Annotated in this window: 16 protein-coding genes; all 16 read right to left on the reverse strand. The window is 71.1% G+C overall.

Annotated elements, in window-relative coordinates:
- Position 1: 1 nt before the first annotated feature.
- Complete coding sequence (locus CBF90_RS04090; protein WP_023950623.1) at positions 2–229, reverse strand: DUF6704 family protein; 228 nt, start codon at positions 227–229, stop codon at positions 2–4.
- Positions 230–276: 47 nt separating this feature from the next.
- Positions 277–882, reverse strand: coding sequence for a Trp biosynthesis-associated membrane protein (locus tag CBF90_RS04095; protein ID WP_088379974.1), 606 nt, complete (start codon positions 880–882; stop codon positions 277–279).
- On the reverse strand, positions 879–1235 hold the full coding sequence (gene hisI / locus CBF90_RS04100) for a phosphoribosyl-AMP cyclohydrolase (RefSeq protein ID WP_023950621.1): 357 nt from the start codon (positions 1233–1235) through the stop codon (positions 879–881). Before hisI ends, CBF90_RS04095 begins: the two co-directional genes overlap by 4 nt.
- Complete coding sequence (hisF, locus tag CBF90_RS04105) at positions 1232–1996, reverse strand: imidazole glycerol phosphate synthase subunit HisF (protein ID WP_088379975.1); 765 nt, start codon at positions 1994–1996, stop codon at positions 1232–1234. Before hisF ends, hisI begins: the two co-directional genes overlap by 4 nt.
- Position 1997: 1 nt before the next feature.
- Positions 1998–2840, reverse strand: a complete 843-nt coding sequence (hisG, locus tag CBF90_RS04110; protein ID WP_023950619.1) for an ATP phosphoribosyltransferase — start codon at positions 2838–2840, stop codon at positions 1998–2000.
- Positions 2841–2880: 40 nt separating this feature from the next.
- Positions 2881–3144, reverse strand: a complete 264-nt coding sequence (locus CBF90_RS04115; RefSeq protein WP_023950618.1) for a phosphoribosyl-ATP diphosphatase — start codon at positions 3142–3144, stop codon at positions 2881–2883.
- Positions 3145–3196: 52 nt separating this feature from the next.
- Entirely contained in the window at positions 3197–3874 is a 678-nt protein-coding gene (gene rpe, locus CBF90_RS04120; protein ID WP_023950617.1) for a ribulose-phosphate 3-epimerase, read from the reverse strand.
- Between the two features lie 17 nt (positions 3875–3891).
- The gene (locus CBF90_RS04125; RefSeq protein WP_023950616.1) at positions 3892–5244 is read right to left on the reverse strand and encodes a transcription antitermination factor NusB; all 1353 of its coding nucleotides are present in this window, start codon (positions 5242–5244) and stop codon (positions 3892–3894) included.
- The gene (gene fmt, locus CBF90_RS04130) at positions 5241–6158 is read right to left on the reverse strand and encodes a methionyl-tRNA formyltransferase (protein ID WP_064956544.1); all 918 of its coding nucleotides are present in this window, start codon (positions 6156–6158) and stop codon (positions 5241–5243) included. Before fmt ends, CBF90_RS04125 begins: the two co-directional genes overlap by 4 nt.
- 8 nt (positions 6159–6166) lie before the next feature.
- The gene (locus CBF90_RS04135; protein ID WP_088379976.1) at positions 6167–8131 is read right to left on the reverse strand and encodes a hypothetical protein; all 1965 of its coding nucleotides are present in this window, start codon (positions 8129–8131) and stop codon (positions 6167–6169) included.
- Positions 8128–9321, reverse strand: coding sequence for a methionine adenosyltransferase (gene metK / locus CBF90_RS04140; protein ID WP_088380058.1), 1194 nt, complete (start codon positions 9319–9321; stop codon positions 8128–8130). The genes CBF90_RS04135 and metK overlap by 4 nt, the downstream gene beginning before the upstream one ends.
- Positions 9322–9431: 110 nt before the next feature.
- Positions 9432–9686: a DNA-directed RNA polymerase subunit omega gene (rpoZ, locus tag CBF90_RS04145; protein WP_023950606.1), complete on the reverse strand. Its 255-nt coding sequence runs from the start codon at positions 9684–9686 to the stop codon at positions 9432–9434.
- Positions 9687–9765: 79 nt separating this feature from the next.
- Positions 9766–10662 (reverse strand): guanylate kinase, encoded by an 897-nt coding sequence (gmk, locus tag CBF90_RS04150; protein ID WP_088379977.1) that lies wholly within the window; start codon positions 10660–10662, stop codon positions 9766–9768.
- Positions 10655–11524: an orotidine-5'-phosphate decarboxylase gene (pyrF, locus tag CBF90_RS04155; RefSeq protein ID WP_088379978.1), complete on the reverse strand. Its 870-nt coding sequence runs from the start codon at positions 11522–11524 to the stop codon at positions 10655–10657. The genes gmk and pyrF overlap by 8 nt, the downstream gene beginning before the upstream one ends.
- Positions 11521–14808: a carbamoyl-phosphate synthase large subunit gene (carB, locus tag CBF90_RS04160; RefSeq protein ID WP_064956540.1), complete on the reverse strand. Its 3288-nt coding sequence runs from the start codon at positions 14806–14808 to the stop codon at positions 11521–11523. The genes pyrF and carB overlap by 4 nt, the downstream gene beginning before the upstream one ends.
- A complete protein-coding gene (gene carA / locus CBF90_RS04165; RefSeq protein WP_064956765.1) occupies positions 14808–15950 on the reverse strand; it encodes a glutamine-hydrolyzing carbamoyl-phosphate synthase small subunit in 1143 nt (380 codons plus the stop codon). The genes carB and carA overlap by 1 nt, the downstream gene beginning before the upstream one ends.
- Between the last annotated feature and the right edge of the window lies 1 nt (position 15951).

Genomic DNA, 15951 nt, shown 5'->3' on the forward strand with positions numbered 1-15951 from the left:
GTCAGTGCGCTTTCGGGGTGTACTTGTCGCCGTACGCGCCGTAGCCGGCCTTCGCCATGGCCCAGCCGACGATCAGGCCGACGACGAGAAGACCCGCGGAGGCCCAGACGAGCACCGGCATATCGAGCCAGAAGAACAGGGTGCCCAGCGCGAACGCCAGGAGCATGATCACCACAGCGGTCCACGCCGCCGGGGAGTGTCCGTGGCCGGGGTCGCCGATGTTGCTCATTGTTCTCCTTCGCGGGATTTCTCGGGCTGAGGTCAGTCTACCGGGGCTCAGACAGTTGGATCGGACCCGCGGCTGAGGTCATCCCAGGAATCGATCGGATCGTGCGAATCATGCGGCCGCGACCCGCCCGGGCGCTGGGCCTCGGCAGCGGCGTCGGTGCGGTAGCGGCGCGCCGTGCTGCGCCACGAGCGTGCCGTCACGAGGGTGAGCACGCCGCCTGCGCACACCGCCGCCGCGCCGACCGCCGTGATCCACGGCCAGGCGGTGACGGTGATCGCCGACACGAGTGTTCCGACCGCCTCGACCCCCGCCAGGCCCGTCGCGTCGGCGACGACGCTGACTACCGCCTCCGGCGGTGCGGTGAGGGCGATGCGCAGTGACTCGACGAGGAGGGAAGCGCCGATGAGCACCCCGATGACCCCGAAGGCGTAACGGAGGACCGTGCCGACGATCGAGAGCGCGAGGCCGAGAGCCAGGGCCGCCAGCCCGAGCGGGGTGACGAGCGGAAGCGCCTCGGTGCCGGGCACGGGGAGAACCGCTTGAGCACCGTCGCGCAGCGTCGCCTCGAGCCACGGCTGCGTCGCGCCGATGACCGCGAGGCCGCCGCCGACGACGGCCGCGAGCACGGCGATCATGCGGGAACGGCGTCTCATGACACCGCGACGACCGGGTCGAGGTCGTCCGCGTCGAAGCACGTCCGGGTGCCGGTGTGGCATGCCGCACCCACCTGCTCGACGAGCAGGAGCACCGCGTCGCCGTCGCAGTCGAGCCGCGCGCCGCGGACGAGCTGGATGTGGCCGGAGGTGTCGCCCTTGCGCCAGTATTCCTGGCGCGAGCGCGACCAGTACGTTACGCGCCCGCTCGTGAGCGTGCGGCGCAGCGCCTCGGCATCCATCCACGCGAGCATGAGGACCTCGCGCGTGTCGTGCTGCTGCACGATCGCCGCGACGAGCCCGTTCGCATCGAACGAGACCCGGGCGATGCGTTCGTCGATGCTCTCGGTCATCGCCGCACCTCGATGCCTTCAGCGGTCAGCGCATCCTTCACGTCGCCGATCGTGAGCTGGCCCGAGTGGAACACGGATGCCGCGAGCACGGCATCCGCGCCCGCTTCGATGGCCGGGACGAAGTGCTCGGTCGCTCCGGCACCGCCCGAGGCGATCACGGGAACGGACGATGCCTCGCGCATCAGCGAGATGAGCTCGAGGTCGAACCCGTCCTTGGTGCCGTCGGCGTCGATGGAGTTGACGAGCAGCTCCCCCGCACCCCGCTCGATCGCCTCGCGCGCCCACGCGAGGGCGTCTATGGCGGTGGCGGAGCGCCCGCCGTGGGTCGTGACGACGAAGCCCGACTCCGTGCCCGGCGCACGCTTGACGTCGAGCGAGAGCACCAGGACCTGCGCGCCGAAGCGGTCGGCGATCTCGCCGATGAGGTCGGGGCGGGCGATGGCCGCCGAGTTGACGCCGACCTTGTCGGCACCGACCGAGAGCAGACGCGCGACGTCGTCGACCGAGCGCACACCGCCCCCGACCGTGAGCGGGATGAACACCTGCTCCGCCGTGCGACGGACGACGTCATACGTCGTCGCTCGGCCATCGACGGTCGCGGTGACGTCGAGGAAGGTCAGCTCATCGGCCCCCTGCTCGAAGTACAGCCGGGCGAGCTCTACCGGATCGCCCATGTCGCGCAGGTTCTCGAAATTGACTCCCTTGACCACGCGCCCCGCGGCGACGTCGAGGCACGGGATGACGCGGTGTGCCAGCGTCATGTCAGAGCCTCGCGTTGTGGATCGCGGTGACGAGGATCGCACGTGCGCCGATCGCGTAGAGCTCGTCCATCGTGGTGTTCACGCTCGCGCGCGGCACCATCACCCGCACCGCGACCCACTCGGGGTCGCGCAGCGGCGAGATCGTGGGCGATTCGATGCCGCCGGCGATCGCGACGGCCTCGTCGACGAGGGCGGCCGGCAGGTCGTAGTCCACCAGCACATAGCGTCGCGCCACGAGCACGCCGCGGAGCCGGCGCAGCAGCCGCTCGGTGCCATCGGCATCGTGTGGGCCGGCGATGAGGACGGCCTCGGAACGCAGGATCTCGGGGCCGAACACCTCGAGCCCGGCCTGACGGAGGGTGGTGCCGGTCTCGACGACGTCGGCGACGGCGTCGGCGACGCCGAGGCGCACCGCCGACTCCACGGCACCGTCGAGCGGCACGAGGTCGACGGCGATCCCGCGCTCGTCGAGGAACGCATCGACGAGTCCGGGGTACGACGTGGCGATGCGCTTGCCCGCGAGCTCGGCGACGTCGGCGAACGTTCCCGTCGGCGCAGCGAAGCGGAAGGTCGAACCGGCGAAGCCGAGCCGCTCGATCTCACGTGCGCCCGGCATGCGGGCGTCCAGCAGCAGGTCGCGACCGGTGATGCCGACGTCGAGGGCACCCGAGCCGACGTAGGTGGCGATGTCCTTCGGTCGCAGGTAGAAGAACTCGACCTCGTTGACGGGGTCGATGACGTGGAGGTCCTTCGAGTCGCGGCGTCCGGTGTAGCCGGCCTCGGCCAGCATCTCGGCGGCGGTCTCGGCGAGCGATCCCTTATTCGGGACGGCGATGCGCAGCATGGGGGTCTTTCTGTCTCGGAGCGGGAGGGCGGGGCGTCGCTCAGAGATGTCGGTAGACGTCTTCGGGGCTCAGACCTTTGCTGATCATGAGCACCTGCAGGTGATAGAGCAGCTGCGAGATCTCCTCGGCCGTCTCGGCGTCGGACTGGTACTCGGCCGCCATCCAGACCTCGGCGGCCTCTTCGACGATCTTCTTGCCGATGGCATGCACACCGCGGTCGAGCTGCGCGACCGTGCCCGAGCCCTCGGGCCGCGTTTCGGCGATTGAGGTCAGCTCTGCGAACAGCGCGTCGAACGTCTTCACCTAGCCAGGGTACCGGCCCGCGACGGGCGCTCCGACCGCAGTGGCCGATGGATCAGTGGCGGTGCGCCCGCTGGGCCCGGTCGCGCAGGCTCGCGATCGCGGCATCCGGATCGGCAGCGCCGAACACCGCCGAACCGGCCACGAACGTGTCGGCTCCGGCCTCGGCCGCCTGTGCGATCGTCGACTCGGAGATCCCGCCGTCGACCTGCAGCCAGACCGAAGACCCGCGCCGGCGCGTCTCGTCGGCGAGTCGACGGAGCTTCGGCATCTGGTCGGCCATGAAGCTCTGCCCCCCGAAACCCGGTTCGACCGTCATCACGAGGATCTGGTCGAACTCGTCGAGGACGTCGAAGAGTCCCTCGACAGGCGTCGCGGGCTTGACGGCGACGCCGGCACGCGAGCCGATCGACCGCAGCCGGCGGGCGAGCGCGACGGGATCCGTGGCGGCCTCGAGATGGAAGGTGACGCTCGCCGCCCCGAGCTCGGCGTAGCCGGGACCCCAGCGGTCGACGTCCGAGATCATCAGGTGGACGTCGAGCGGAACGGGACTCGTGGCCTGGATCCGTTCCACCATCTGCGGCCCGAACGTCAGGTTCGGGACGAAGTGGTTGTCCATGACATCGACGTGCACGAAGTCGGCCGACCGGATGCGGCCGAGCTCAGTCTGCATGTTCACGAAGTCGGCGGCCAGGATGCTGGGGTTGATGCGCAGGGCGTCGGCGTCGCTCACGCCCCCATTATCGCCGGTCACGGCTTCTGCAGGAGCGTGATGGACATCGCATCGGTGCCGTGCCGGTGCGGCCACAGCTGAGCGCGGCCCGACCCGTCCTGCTGGTCGGGCAGGTCGATGTCTCCCCGACTGACCGCCCGGACGACCTCGCGGGCATCGAGCTCCCGGAGATCGGGGTGGGCGGCTCGCACGTCGGCGACGACCACCGCGGTCTCGGCGAGGTGCGGGGAACAGGTCACATAAGCCACGAGCCCGCCCGGGGCCAGCGCTGCGACGGCGGCGGAGAGCAGTTCGCGCTGGAGGGCGCTGAGATCGGGGACATCCGCGGGGCTCTTGCGCCAGCGCGCCTCCGGCCGGCGACGGAGCGCGCCGAGCCCCGTGCAGGGCGCATCGACGAGGATGCGGTCATAACGACCTCGGCCGGCACGCTCGCGCCCGTCCTCCTCCGACACCGGCACCTCGAGCGGAACGCCGGCGACCGAGGATCGAACGAGACGTGCGCGCGCAGGCGAGATCTCGTTGGCTTCGAGCACGGCCCCGCCCGCCAGGGCCTCGGCGGCCAGGACAGCGGTCTTGCCGCCCGGCGCGGCGCACAGATCGAGCCAGCGCTCACCGCCGCGGACCGGGAGCGCGCGCGACAGCGCGAGCGCCGCGAGCTGGGAACCCTCGTCCTGGACGCGGATGCGGCCCTCCGCGCGACGCACCAGCGGCTCGGGGTCGCCGCCGTCGAGGCGGAAGCCGAGCGGTGAGTACGGGGTCCGCGTCCGGTCGGCCGGGAGGTCTGCGAGGCCCGGAAGCGCAGTCATGGTGACACTCGGCGAGACGTTGTCGGCCGCCAGCAGCTCGTCGAGTTCCTCTGCACGCCCCTCGGCCGCGAGCGCCCGACGGAACGCGCGGATGACCCACACCGGGTGGGAGAAGCGCAGGCCGAGCCGCTCGTCGTCGGATCGAGCACCGGCATCCACCCGCTGCAGCCAGTCCCCCGGGTTGTCCCGGGCGATGCGCCGCAGGACCGCGTTGGCGAAGCCGGCCGCGTTCGCCGCCCCCGCGCGCCGTACGAGCTCGACGCTCTCGTTCACCGCGGCGTGAGACGCGACCCTCGTCGAGAGCAGCTGGTGGACGCCGAGGCGCAGCGCGTCGCGCACAGGCGGATCGATCGTGTCGATCGAGCGCCCCGATGCCTGCTCGATGATCGCATCATAGGTTCCCTGGCGGCGCAGAGTGCCGTACGTCAGCTCGGTGGCGAGGCCGGCGTCGGCGGGGCTGAGTCCCGCCCGCCGGAGCTCCTGCGGCAGGAGGAGGTTCGCGTACGCGTCGGAGTCGGCCACCGCGCGCAACACGTCGAACGCGACGCGACGTGCGGGGTTCACGAACCCGCCTCGATGCTCTCGGCGCGCAGCCCTCGCCACCAGTCGGGAGCCGGCATGGCGCCGCGGCCCGCGGGCTGCACCGACAGGAGCGAGATCGTTCCGTCCGCGGTTCCGACGAGCACGTCCTTGCCGACGAGGCGGATCTCGCGCGGAGCGAGCGGGGCATCCGGTCCGCGGCGTGCCGCCAGCACCTTCAGCCGCTGACCGGCGATGGTGGTGTGCGCACCGGGCTCGGGGGTCGTACCGCGGAAGCGATCGAGCACCGTATCGGCGGGCAGCGCGAAATCGAGGAGTCCGTCGGCGAGCGTCAGCTTGGGCGCGAGGGACGCCTCGCCCGCTTGCGGGACGGCATTCGCGGCGCCGTCGGCAATGGCGTCGACGACATCCGCGAGGGTGTCTGCGCCGAGGTCGGCAAGCGCCGCCAGGAGGTCACCGGCGGTGGCTCCGCGATCCACCGGGTGTCGGGTCTGTGCGAAGACATCGCCCGCGTCCAGCTCAGGGACGAGCTGGAACACGCTCACGCCGCTGACCCGGTCGCCCGCGATGAGCGAATGCTGCACGGGCGCGGCGCCTCGCCAGGCCGGCAGCAGTGAGAAGTGAAGGTTGATCCACCCGTGAAGCGGTGCCGACAGCAGCGGCTCGCGCACGAGTCCGCCGTACGCGACGATGACGCCGAGGTCGGCGCCCCATGACGTGATTGTCTCGGTCGCCTCCGCATCGAGCCGGTCGGTCTTCAGCACCGGCAGGCCGAGCTCGGCCGCGAGAGATCCGACCGGCGACGGCGTCAGCACGCGCTTGCGCCCGAGCGGCGCATCGCGGCGCGTGACGACGCCCACGATCTCGTGCCGCGACGCGGCGAGTCGTCTGAGCGATGGCAGGGCGGGTTCCGGGGTCCCGGCGAAGACGATGCGCATGGCGCTCCTCACAGATCGAGATCGGGCACGTCGAGACGTACTCTGAGTGTATTGCGCTGTCCTGACGGCGCCCCGCGCCGACGCCGCCCCCGCAGCGCCGCAGCGACGACCGACGCCCGAAGCGACTCGGCCACCGCGCGCCCCAGCGCGTACTCGAACCGCACGAGCGCGCGGACCGAGTCCTCGCGCGCCACGGGCCCGAGAATCGACGTCTCGGTCAGCGCCGGCACATCGGCCCGCAGCTGCGCGATCGCTTCGGCGACGGCTGCCGCGGTTCCTTCCACCGCCGCGACGCGGACGGTCGGCGGCATGTGGAGCGGGGCCCGCTCGGCGAGCTCCGCTCGGGCGTACGCCGGTTGCGTCCAGGTCGCGAGCGCGCGCGCAGCGGGCCCGGCCACACCGACGAGATGCACGGGAGCGCCGGGTGCCGCGAGAGCCGCGGCATCGGACCACCAGCGCAGACACGCCTCGGCGATCCTCAGCTGCTCGGTCATCAGCATCCGATCGCCGTCGAGCAGGATGACGGCCCGGTACCCGCCGGTGGCGAACGGCTCCGCGCCGCGCGTCGCGATTACGAGGGCGGGTCTCGCATCGACGTGGGTGACCTGATGCTCCCCGTCGGACACGATGACGCGGGTGTTCGGGAACGCGCGTCCGAGTTCGTCGGCGGTCCGCTCGCTCCCCGACGACGCCATCCGCAGGCGCTGAGATGCGCAGGAGGAGCAGGCCCACGCGGGAGCGGCTCGTCCGCACCAGGCGCACTCGGGGACGGCGCCCGGACGACGCGCGCGCAGCGGTCCGGCGCACTGGGCGCAGCGCGCCGGCGTGCGGCAGTCGGCGCACACCAGCACCGGGGCGTACCCGGGGCGCGCGACCTGCACCAGGACGGGGCCGTGCGTCAGCGCCTCGCGCGCCGCGGCGAACGCAGCCGAGGGGACGCGCGTGCCCCGCGACTCGCCCTCCCGCGTCGCCGACAGCACGACCCGGGGGCTCTCGCGGCGGCGAGCCGGAATGTCGCGCACCCAGCCCAGTGCCACGAGACGCTCGACGTCGGTCGTGCGCGTCAGCCCGGCGAAGACCAGCGCGCATGCCTGGAGCTCCTGCCGGACGAGCGCGGCGTCGCGCGCGTGCACACCCGGGCTCAGCGGCTCAGCAAGCAGCGGGTCGCCGTCGTCCCACAGGAGGACCGCGCCGACATCGTGAGCGGGCGCGTACACGCTCGACCGATTGCCCACCACGATGCACGGCACCGCCGCCAGCAGACGCAGATATCCGGCGTAACGCTCCGGGCCGGATCGGCGCGCGTCGTCCCGCACCACCGCGGCGTCGTCGACGCGACGGGCGAGGACGGCCAGCACGTGAGCCTCGTCGCGGTGATCGGGAACCACGACGATCGCGCTCCTGCCCTGCGCGAGCGTGAGCACCGCAAGCGCGGCCAGAAGCTCGGCCCACGCCGGGACATCGTCGGCCGGGCGCGGCGGAGCGTCGACGGCCACGCGCTCGCCGCCGGCGACAGCGCTCTCGAGGTCGGGATACGCGGCAGCGGTCTCGCGCGCCCAGGCGAGAGCGTCGGCGCTCACGACGGGGGCTTCGGGCGGCCCGGCGGCGGCCCACGCCTTCTCGGCCCGCACCATCCGTTTCGGGATCACCAGCCGCAGGACATCGCTCGCCGACCCCGCGGCCCGGTCGGCAACGCGACGTGCGTGCGCGTAGAGCCGGTCGGGCAGCACCTCGACGGGCGACACGACCTCCTCGAGTTCCGACAGCGGCCGATCGCCGTCGGTCTCGTCGCCGAGCTCGACGAGATAGCCCTCGACGGTGCGCCCGACGGTGCGAAGCGGCACCTTCACCCGCACACCGGGCATCGCTGCCTCGCGGAGGAGGTCGGGCACGACGTAGTCGAACAGACGGTCGAGCTGCGGCAGCGGCGAATCGATGAGCACTCGAGCGACCCGCCGGGGCGCGTCGCTCACAGCCCCGCTGCGGCGCGCAACTCCTCGACGCGGTCGGTGCGCTCCCAGGTGAACTCGGGCAGCTCCCGGCCGAAGTGGCCGTAGGCGGCGGTCTTCGCGTAGATCGGCCGCAGCAGGTCGAGACGGTCGATGATCGCCTGCGGTCGGAGATCGAACACGTCGCGGATCGCCGCGGAGATCACCTCGTCGGCGACGTGGCCCGTTCCGAACGACTCGACGTAGAGACCGACGGGAGCGGCACGCCCGATCGCATACGCGACCTGGACCTCGAGGCGGTCGGCGAGCCCTGCGGCGACGGCGTTCTTTGCGACCCAGCGCATCGCGTAGGCGGCGGAGCGGTCGACCTTGGACGGGTCTTTGCCGCTGAAAGCTCCTCCCCCGTGCCGCGCGGCCCCGCCGTACGTGTCGATGATGATCTTGCGACCGGTCAGGCCCGCGTCGCCCTTGGGCCCGCCGACGACGAAGGGACCGGCCGGGTTGATGACGTACTCGACGTCCGAGATATCGAGGCCGGTCTCTGCGAGGACGGGCTCGATGACCTCTGCCTGCACGGCGGCGCGCAGCGCAGGGAGGGAGATGTCGGGCTGATGCTGCGTCGAGAGGACCACGGTCTCGACCGTCCGGGGCACGGCCCCTTCGTAGCCGAGCGTCACCTGCGTCTTGCCGTCGGGTCGCAGGAACGGCAGCGCGCCCGTGCGACGGGCCGACGTCAGGCGCTCGGCGATGCGGTGCGCCGTCCAGATCGCCATCGGCATCAGCTGCGGGGTCTCATTGGTGGCGTAGCCGAACATGATTCCCTGGTCGCCCGCGCCGAGCGCATCGGTCGGGTCGATCGATCCCTGCTCGCGGCGCTCGAGGGCGTTGTCGACACCCGCGGCGATATCGGAGGACTGCTCGCCGATCGACACCGTCACACCGCACGAGTCGCCGTCGAACCCGGTCTCACTCGAGGTGTATCCGATGCGGTTGACCACGCCGCGGACGATGCCGGGGATGTCGGCGTAGCCGTCGGTGCGAACCTCGCCGGCGACGTGCACGAGCCCGGTCGTCACGAGGGTCTCGACCGCGACGCGCGAGCCGGGATCGACCGTCAGCAGAGCGTCGAGGATGCTGTCGGAGATCTGGTCGCAGATCTTGTCGGGATGCCCTTCGGTGACGGACTCGGACGTGAACAGGCGCAGCTGGCTCATCGGGGCTCCCTGTGTGATGGAACGGGGCGGGATCGGGACGGAGACGATTCTGCCCGCGGCGGCCGACATCCGGCTGCCGCGGGCAGAAATGTGACGGGTCTACCGCCGGATCAGTCGAGCGAACGCAGGCGCAGCTTGTCCTCGTGGATCTCGTGCATCGCGATCGTCAGCGGCTTGTCCTCGACCGACGAGTCGACGAGCGGACCGACGTTGTCGAACAGGTTGCCCTCGTGAAGGTCGGAGTAGTAGTCGTTGATCTGGCGCGCACGCTTGGACGCGTAGATGACCAGCTGGTACTTCGAGTCGACCTTGTCGAGCAGGGCGTCGATGGGCGGGTCGATGATGCCTTCGTTGCTTCCGGCCATGGCGGATCCTTCCGGGATCGATGTCGGTGGAGAGTCTGCTGCCGCGCCGCAGGCGCAGGCATCCCCCCAGTCTACGCGATCAGTCGGCCAGCGCGGCGACCTCGTCGGCCGCGCGCGCGACGGTGTCGTTGACGACGCGGTAGTCGAACTCACCCTGCGAGGCGAGCTCGACGCGTGCCGTGCGGAGGCGACGGGCGCGTTCCTCGGCATCCTCGGTTCCCCGGCCGACGAGCCGGTCGACCAGTTCATCCCAGCTGGGCGGCAAGAGGAAGACGAGGGTCGCGTCCGGCGCGGCCGCGCGCACCTGACGGGCTCCCTGCAAGTCGATCTCCAACAGCACCGTGCGTCCCGCGGCCAGCGCCGCCTCGATGGGCGCCTTCGGCGTGCCGTAGCGGTGGCGGTTGTGCACCGTGGCCCACTCGAGCAGCGCTCCCTCGGCGATGAGACGATCGAACTCGGCGTCGTCGACGAAGTAGTAGTGCTCGCCGTCGACCTCGCCCGGCCGCGGGGCCCGGGTGGTCGCCGAGACCGACAGCATGATCTCGGGATGGTTGTCGCGGATGTGCGCGGCGACCGTTCCCTTGCCCACCGCAGTGGGTCCGGCGAGCACGAGCAGCCGCGATCGGCCCGCGCGCGGCTGGGGCTCGGGCAGGCGGGCATCCAGGAATCGCTGCAGTGCGAGCCGCTGGCGCGAGCCCAGCCCGCCGAGGCGCTTGACGGGCGAGATGTCGAGATCCGCGAGGATGCGGTCGCGCTTGTTCTCACCGATCGCCGGGATGGCGGTGAGGAAGTCGGTCACCCGCATGGCGCCGGCCGGCGACTCGGGGTCGGCGAGAGCGCGCCGCAGGAGCTCCTGAGGCGAGATCACGCGCATCGCGACATCCTTCTTCAGCGCCGCCCGCTCGCGCCGCGCTTCGACCGCACGGCGCGACGCGGCGGCGCGGTCCACCTCGGGCGGGTGGGGACGATCAGCCACGGGTTTCCTCCTCTGCCTCGGCCAGCTCCCGCCGATGCGCCTCGATGGCCGAGACGATCCCGTCGGGACCGGCGGCGAGCACGCTGCGACTGGCGCTCGCGATCACCTGGGCCGCGAGCGACCCGAACACCGAACGCACGGCGCCGAGCGCGACGCCCTGTGCCCCGAAACCCGGAGCGAGGATCGGCGCGCCGCGGAGCGATTCCTCGGTGAGGCCGAGCTCGTCGCGGTCGACGGTCGCCCCCACGACCAGCCCGACGTGACCGAGCCCTCCCGCGTCCGCCGCTGCACGGTTCGCCCAGCCGACGCCGGAAGCCACCCAGTCCGCGACCGTCTGGCCGCGCTGCGCGTCGACCGCGGTGACCTCCGCGGACTGCAGCCCGAACGCCTCGGGGTTGCTGGTCGCGGCGAGAACGAAGACGCCCTTGCCGGCGCGCGCGGCCGCGGTGATCGTGCCGCGAAGGGATTCGGGGCCGAGGTACGGGCTGACCGTGACGGCATCCGCCTCCAGCGGGGCGCCCGGCTCGAGCCACGCCGCGGCATAGCCGTCCATCGTGCTGCCGATGTCGCCCCGCTTCGCATCCGCGATGACGACGAGGCCCGCGTCACGCGCGGCGAGCTGCACGTCCTCGAGGGCGGCGAATCCCGCCGAGCCGTAGCGTTCGAAGAACGCGACCTGCGGCTTGACGACGCCCACGCGCCCGCGCGCGGCCTCGACCACGCGCAGGCCGAATTCGCGCACGCCCGCGGCTGAGGCCGGGAGGCCCCAGTCCGCGAGCAGTGCGGCGTGCGGGTCGATGCCGACGCAGAGCGGCCCGTACGTCTCGAGCGCGCCCGACAGGCGCTCCCCGAATACGGTCACCGGCGCCCCGCCCGCTCGAGGGCGTAGTCCTGCAGGCTCTTGACCTCGAAGCCTTCCCGGAGGACCGGCAGCGCGCTGACGGCGGCGCCGAGAACGGCCATCGTGGTGAACAGCGCGCGGTCACCCGCCACGGCCGCCGCCCGGATCTCGTAGCCGTCGGCTCGTGCGACGCCGCCCGAGGGCGTGTTCACGACCATGTCGATCTCTCCGGCGTTGATGAGGTCGACGACGTTGCGCTCGCCCGACCCCTGCGTCTCGGAGTACTTGCCGACGACCTCGACGCGGATGCCGTTGCGGGCGAGGATCTCGGCGGTCCCCTCCGTCGCGATCAGCCGGAAGCCGAGCTCCTGCAGCCGGTGAGCCGGCAGGATGACGGCGCGCTTGTCATCGTCGGCGACCGACAGGAACACGGTGCCCGAGGTCGGCATGCCGCCGTAAGCGGCCGCCTGGCTCTTGGCGAACGCGGTCGGGAAGTCGCGGTCCATTCCCATGACCTCGCCCGTGGAGCGCATCTCGGGCCCGAGGACGGAGTCGACCGTGCGGCCGTCCGCGGTGCGGAAGCGCTTGAAGGGAAGCACGGCCTCCTTGACGGCGACCGGCGCATCGAGCGGGACGCGCGAGCCGTCCTCGGCGGGCAGGAGCCCCTCGGCCTTCAGCTCGGCGATCGACGACCCGGCCATGATCCGCGAGGCGGCCTTGGCGAGCGGGATGCCGAGCGCCTTCGACACGAACGGCACGGTGCGGCTCGCACGCGGGTTCGCCTCGATGACGTAGAGCACGCCCGCCGATACGGCGAACTGCACGTTGAGGAGGCCGCGAACGCCGACTCCCCGTGCGATCGCGAGAGTCGCCTCGCGCACCCGGTCGATCTCGGTGCGGCCCAGCGACATCGGGGGCAGGGTGCAGCTCGAGTCGCCGGAGTGGATGCCGGCCTCCTCGAGGTGCTCCATCACGCCGCCGATGTACAGCTCTTCGCCGTCGAACAGCGCGTCGACGTCGAGCTCGACCGCGTCATCGAGGAAGCGGTCGACCAGCAGCGGGAGCCCGGGGCCGATGATCGCCTGGTCGGCGACGCGCACGAAGTAGTCGCGCAGGCTCTCGGTGTCGTAGACGATCTCCATGCCGCGGCCGCCGAGGACGAAGCTCGGGCGGACCAGGACGGGGTAGCCGATCGACTCGGCGACCTCGACGGCCCCGTCGACGTCGATCGCCGTACCGTTGCGCGGAGCCACGAGACCGGCGTCGTCGAGCAGACGCGAGAAGAGCTCGCGCTCCTCCGCCAGGTCGATCGCCGCGGGCTGGGTGCCCAGGATGCTGTACCCGGCGGCCTCGATGCCCTTCGCGAGCCCGAGCGGCGTCTGACCGCCGAGCTGGCAGATGACGCCGAGGATCGTGCCCGACTGCGACTCCGCGTGCAGCACCTCGAGCACGTCCTCGAGCGTCAGCGGCTCGAAGTAGAGCCGGTCGCTCGTGTCGTAGTCGGTCGAGACCGTCTCGGGGTTGCAGTTGACCATGATCGTCTCGTACCCGGCATCCGCCAGCGCGAAGCTCGCGTGAACGCACGAGTAGTCGAACTCGACGCCCTGCCCGATGCGGTTGGGGCCCGAACCGATGATGACGACCTTCGTGCGGTCCGAGGGCGTGACCTCGGTCTCGGTGTCGTAGGACGAATAGTGGTACGGCGTGAGCGCGGGGAACTCTCCGGCGCACGTGTCGACCGTCTTGAAGACCGGCCGCAGTCCGAGGCCGTGGCGCACGCCGCGCACCTCTTCTTCGGTGATCCCGCGGAGCTGCGCGATCTGCGCGTCGCTGAACCCGTGGTCCTTCGCCGTGCGGATGACGTGCTCGTCGAGCTCGCCGGCGTCGGCCACGAAGGCCGCGACCTCGTTGATGAGCTCGATCTGGTCGAGGAACCACGGGTCGATCGCGGTGGCTTCGAAAGCCTGCTCGACCGTGGCGCCCTTGCGCATCGCCTGCTGCAGGACCACGATCCGCCCGTCCGTCGGGGTCTTCGCGATCTCGAGCAGCTCGTCGACCGAGCGCTCCTCGTCGCCCCAGTGGAAGCTCGACCCCCGCTTCTCGAGCGAGCGCAGCGCCTTCTGAAGAGCTGTGGCGTAGTTGCGCCCGATCGCCATCGCCTCGCCCACCGACTTCATGGTCGTCGTGAGCGTGGTGTCAGCGGCCGGGAACTTCTCGAAGTTGAACCGCGGCACCTTGACCACGACGTAGTCGAGCGTCGGCTCGAAGCTCGCCGGGGTGACCTTCGTGATGTCGTTCGGGATCTCGTCGAGGCGGTAGCCGATCGCTAGCTTCGCGGCGATCTTGGCGATCGGGAATCCGGTCGCCTTCGACGCCAGCGCCGACGAACGCGACACGCGCGGGTTCATCTCGATGACGATGATGCGGCCCGTCTGCGGGTCGACGGCGAACTGGATGTTGCAGCCGCCGGTGTCGACGCCGACGGCGCGGATGATGTCGATGCCGATGTCGCGCATCTTCTGGTACTCGCGGTCGGTGAGCGTCAGGGCCGGCGCGACCGTGATGGAGTCGCCGGTGTGGACGCCGACCGGGTCGACGTTCTCGATCGAGCAGACGACCACGGTGTTGTCGGCCGAGTCGCGCATGAGCTCGAGCTCGTACTCCTTCCACCCGAGGATCGACTCCTCGAGCAGGACCTCGGTCGTCGGCGAGTCGCGCAGGCCCGCACCCGCGATGCGGCGCAGATCCTCCTCGTTGTACGCGAAGCCGGAGCCCAGACCACCCATCGTGAAGGAGGGACGCACGACGAGGGGGTACCCGAGCTCGGCGGCGCCCGCGAGCACCTCGTCCATCGTGTGGCAGATGCGGCTGTCGGCGACATCCGCTCCCGAGTCGATGACGAGCTGCTTGAAGATCTGCCGATCCTCACCCTTGTTGATCGCCTCGAAGTTCGCGCCGATCAGCTCGATGTCGTATTTCTCGAGGATGCCGTGCTTGTGCAGGTCGATCGCCGCGTTCAGAGCGGTCTGGCCGCCCAGGGTCGGCAGGATCGCGTCCGGGCGCTCCTTGGCGATGATCGTCTCGATGACCTGCCACGTGATCGGCTCGATGTACGTGGCGTCGGCGAAGTCGGGATCGGTCATGATCGTCGCCGGGTTCGAATTGACGAGGATGACGCGGACGCCCTCCTCGCGCAGGACACGGCACGCCTGGGTACCGGAGTAGTCGAATTCGCAGGCCTGGCCGATGACGATCGGCCCCGACCCGATGACGAGGACGCTCTGGATATCGTCGCGCTTGGGCATCAGTTCTTGTTCTCCTGGGTCGCGATCACGAGGTCGCGGAAGCGGTCGAAGAGGTAGTTGGCGTCGTGCGGACCGGCCGCGGCCTCGGGGTGGTACTGCACCGAGAAGGCCGGGAGGTCGAGGGCGCGCAGCCCCTCCACGACGTTGTCGTTGAGGCCGACGTGGCTGACCTCGACGCGGCCGAAGCCGGCGGGGCTGTCGACGACGCCCTCGATCGGCGCGTCGACGGCGAAGCCGTGGTTGTGCGCGGTGATCTCCACGCGGCCGGTCTGCTTGTCGAGGACGGGCTGGTTGATGCCACGGTGACCGAAGGGCAGCTTGTACGTGCCGAAGCCGAGGGCGCGGCCGAGGAGCTGGTTGCCGAAGCAGATGCCGAAGAACGGCAGCTTCTCGGCCAGGACTCCGCGCAGGAGCTCGACGTGGTGGTCGCTCGCGGCCGGGTCGCCCGGACCGTTGGAGTAGAACACCGCGATCGGGTCGATCGCACGCAGCTGCTCGAGCGTGACGTCCTGAGGCAGGACATGGACGTCGAACCCGCGCGCGGCGAGGTTGTTCACCGTGGCCTGCTTGACGCCGAGGTCGAGCACCGCGAGGTTCCCGAGCCGCTCGCCCGTCGCCGGGGTCACCTCAGCAGCGGGCACCGACACCTCGGCGGACAGGTTGCGACCGGTCATCTCGGGCGCCTCGCGGACGATGCGCAGCTGCTCCTCGGGATCGATGTCGGCGGCGTCGCCGCTGAACACGCCGCCGCGCATCGAGCCCGCCGAGCGCAGGACGCGCGTGACGGCGCGCGTGTCGATGCCGCTGATGCCCACGATGCCGTCGCGCTCGAGCGACTCGTCGAGGGAGTTCTCCGAGCGCCAGTTCGACACGACACGCGACGGGTCGCGCACGATGTAGCCGGCGACCCAGATGCGGCGGGACTCGACGTCCTCGCCGTTCATGCCGGTGTTCCCGATGTGGGGTGCGGTCTGCAGCACGATCTGGCCCGCGTAGGACGGGTCGGTGAGGGTCTCCTGGTAGCCGGTCATGCCGGTCGCGAAGACGACTTCTCCGAGGGTGGTGCCGCGCGCGCCGTAGGCGCGGCCGATGTGGCGGGATCCGTCCTCGAGCACGAGCACGGCGGGGTCACGGGTGAACAGT

This window comes from Microbacterium sp. AISO3, from assembly GCF_002204305.1.
GTDB classification, from domain to species: Bacteria; Actinomycetota; Actinomycetes; order Actinomycetales; family Microbacteriaceae; genus Microbacterium; species Microbacterium arborescens.

Coding starts and splice junctions, on each gene's coding strand:
- CBF90_RS04095 (WP_088379974.1), bottom strand. CDS start 882: ATGAGACGCCGTTCCCGCATGATCGCCGTGCTCGCGGCCGTCGTCGGC.
- hisF (WP_088379975.1), bottom strand. CDS start 1,996: ATGACGCTGGCACACCGCGTCATCCCGTGCCTCGACGTCGCCGCGGGG.
- hisI (WP_023950621.1), bottom strand. CDS start 1,235: ATGACCGAGAGCATCGACGAACGCATCGCCCGGGTCTCGTTCGATGCG.
- CBF90_RS04090 (WP_023950623.1), bottom strand. CDS start 229: ATGAGCAACATCGGCGACCCCGGCCACGGACACTCCCCGGCGGCGTGG.
- rpoZ (WP_023950606.1), bottom strand. CDS start 9,686: ATGGCCGGAAGCAACGAAGGCATCATCGACCCGCCCATCGACGCCCTG.
- fmt (WP_064956544.1), bottom strand. CDS start 6,158: ATGCGCATCGTCTTCGCCGGGACCCCGGAACCCGCCCTGCCATCGCTC.
- hisG (WP_023950619.1), bottom strand. CDS start 2,840: ATGCTGCGCATCGCCGTCCCGAATAAGGGATCGCTCGCCGAGACCGCC.
- metK (WP_088380058.1), bottom strand. CDS start 9,321: ATGAGCCAGCTGCGCCTGTTCACGTCCGAGTCCGTCACCGAAGGGCAT.
- carB (WP_064956540.1), bottom strand. CDS start 14,808: ATGCCCAAGCGCGACGATATCCAGAGCGTCCTCGTCATCGGGTCGGGG.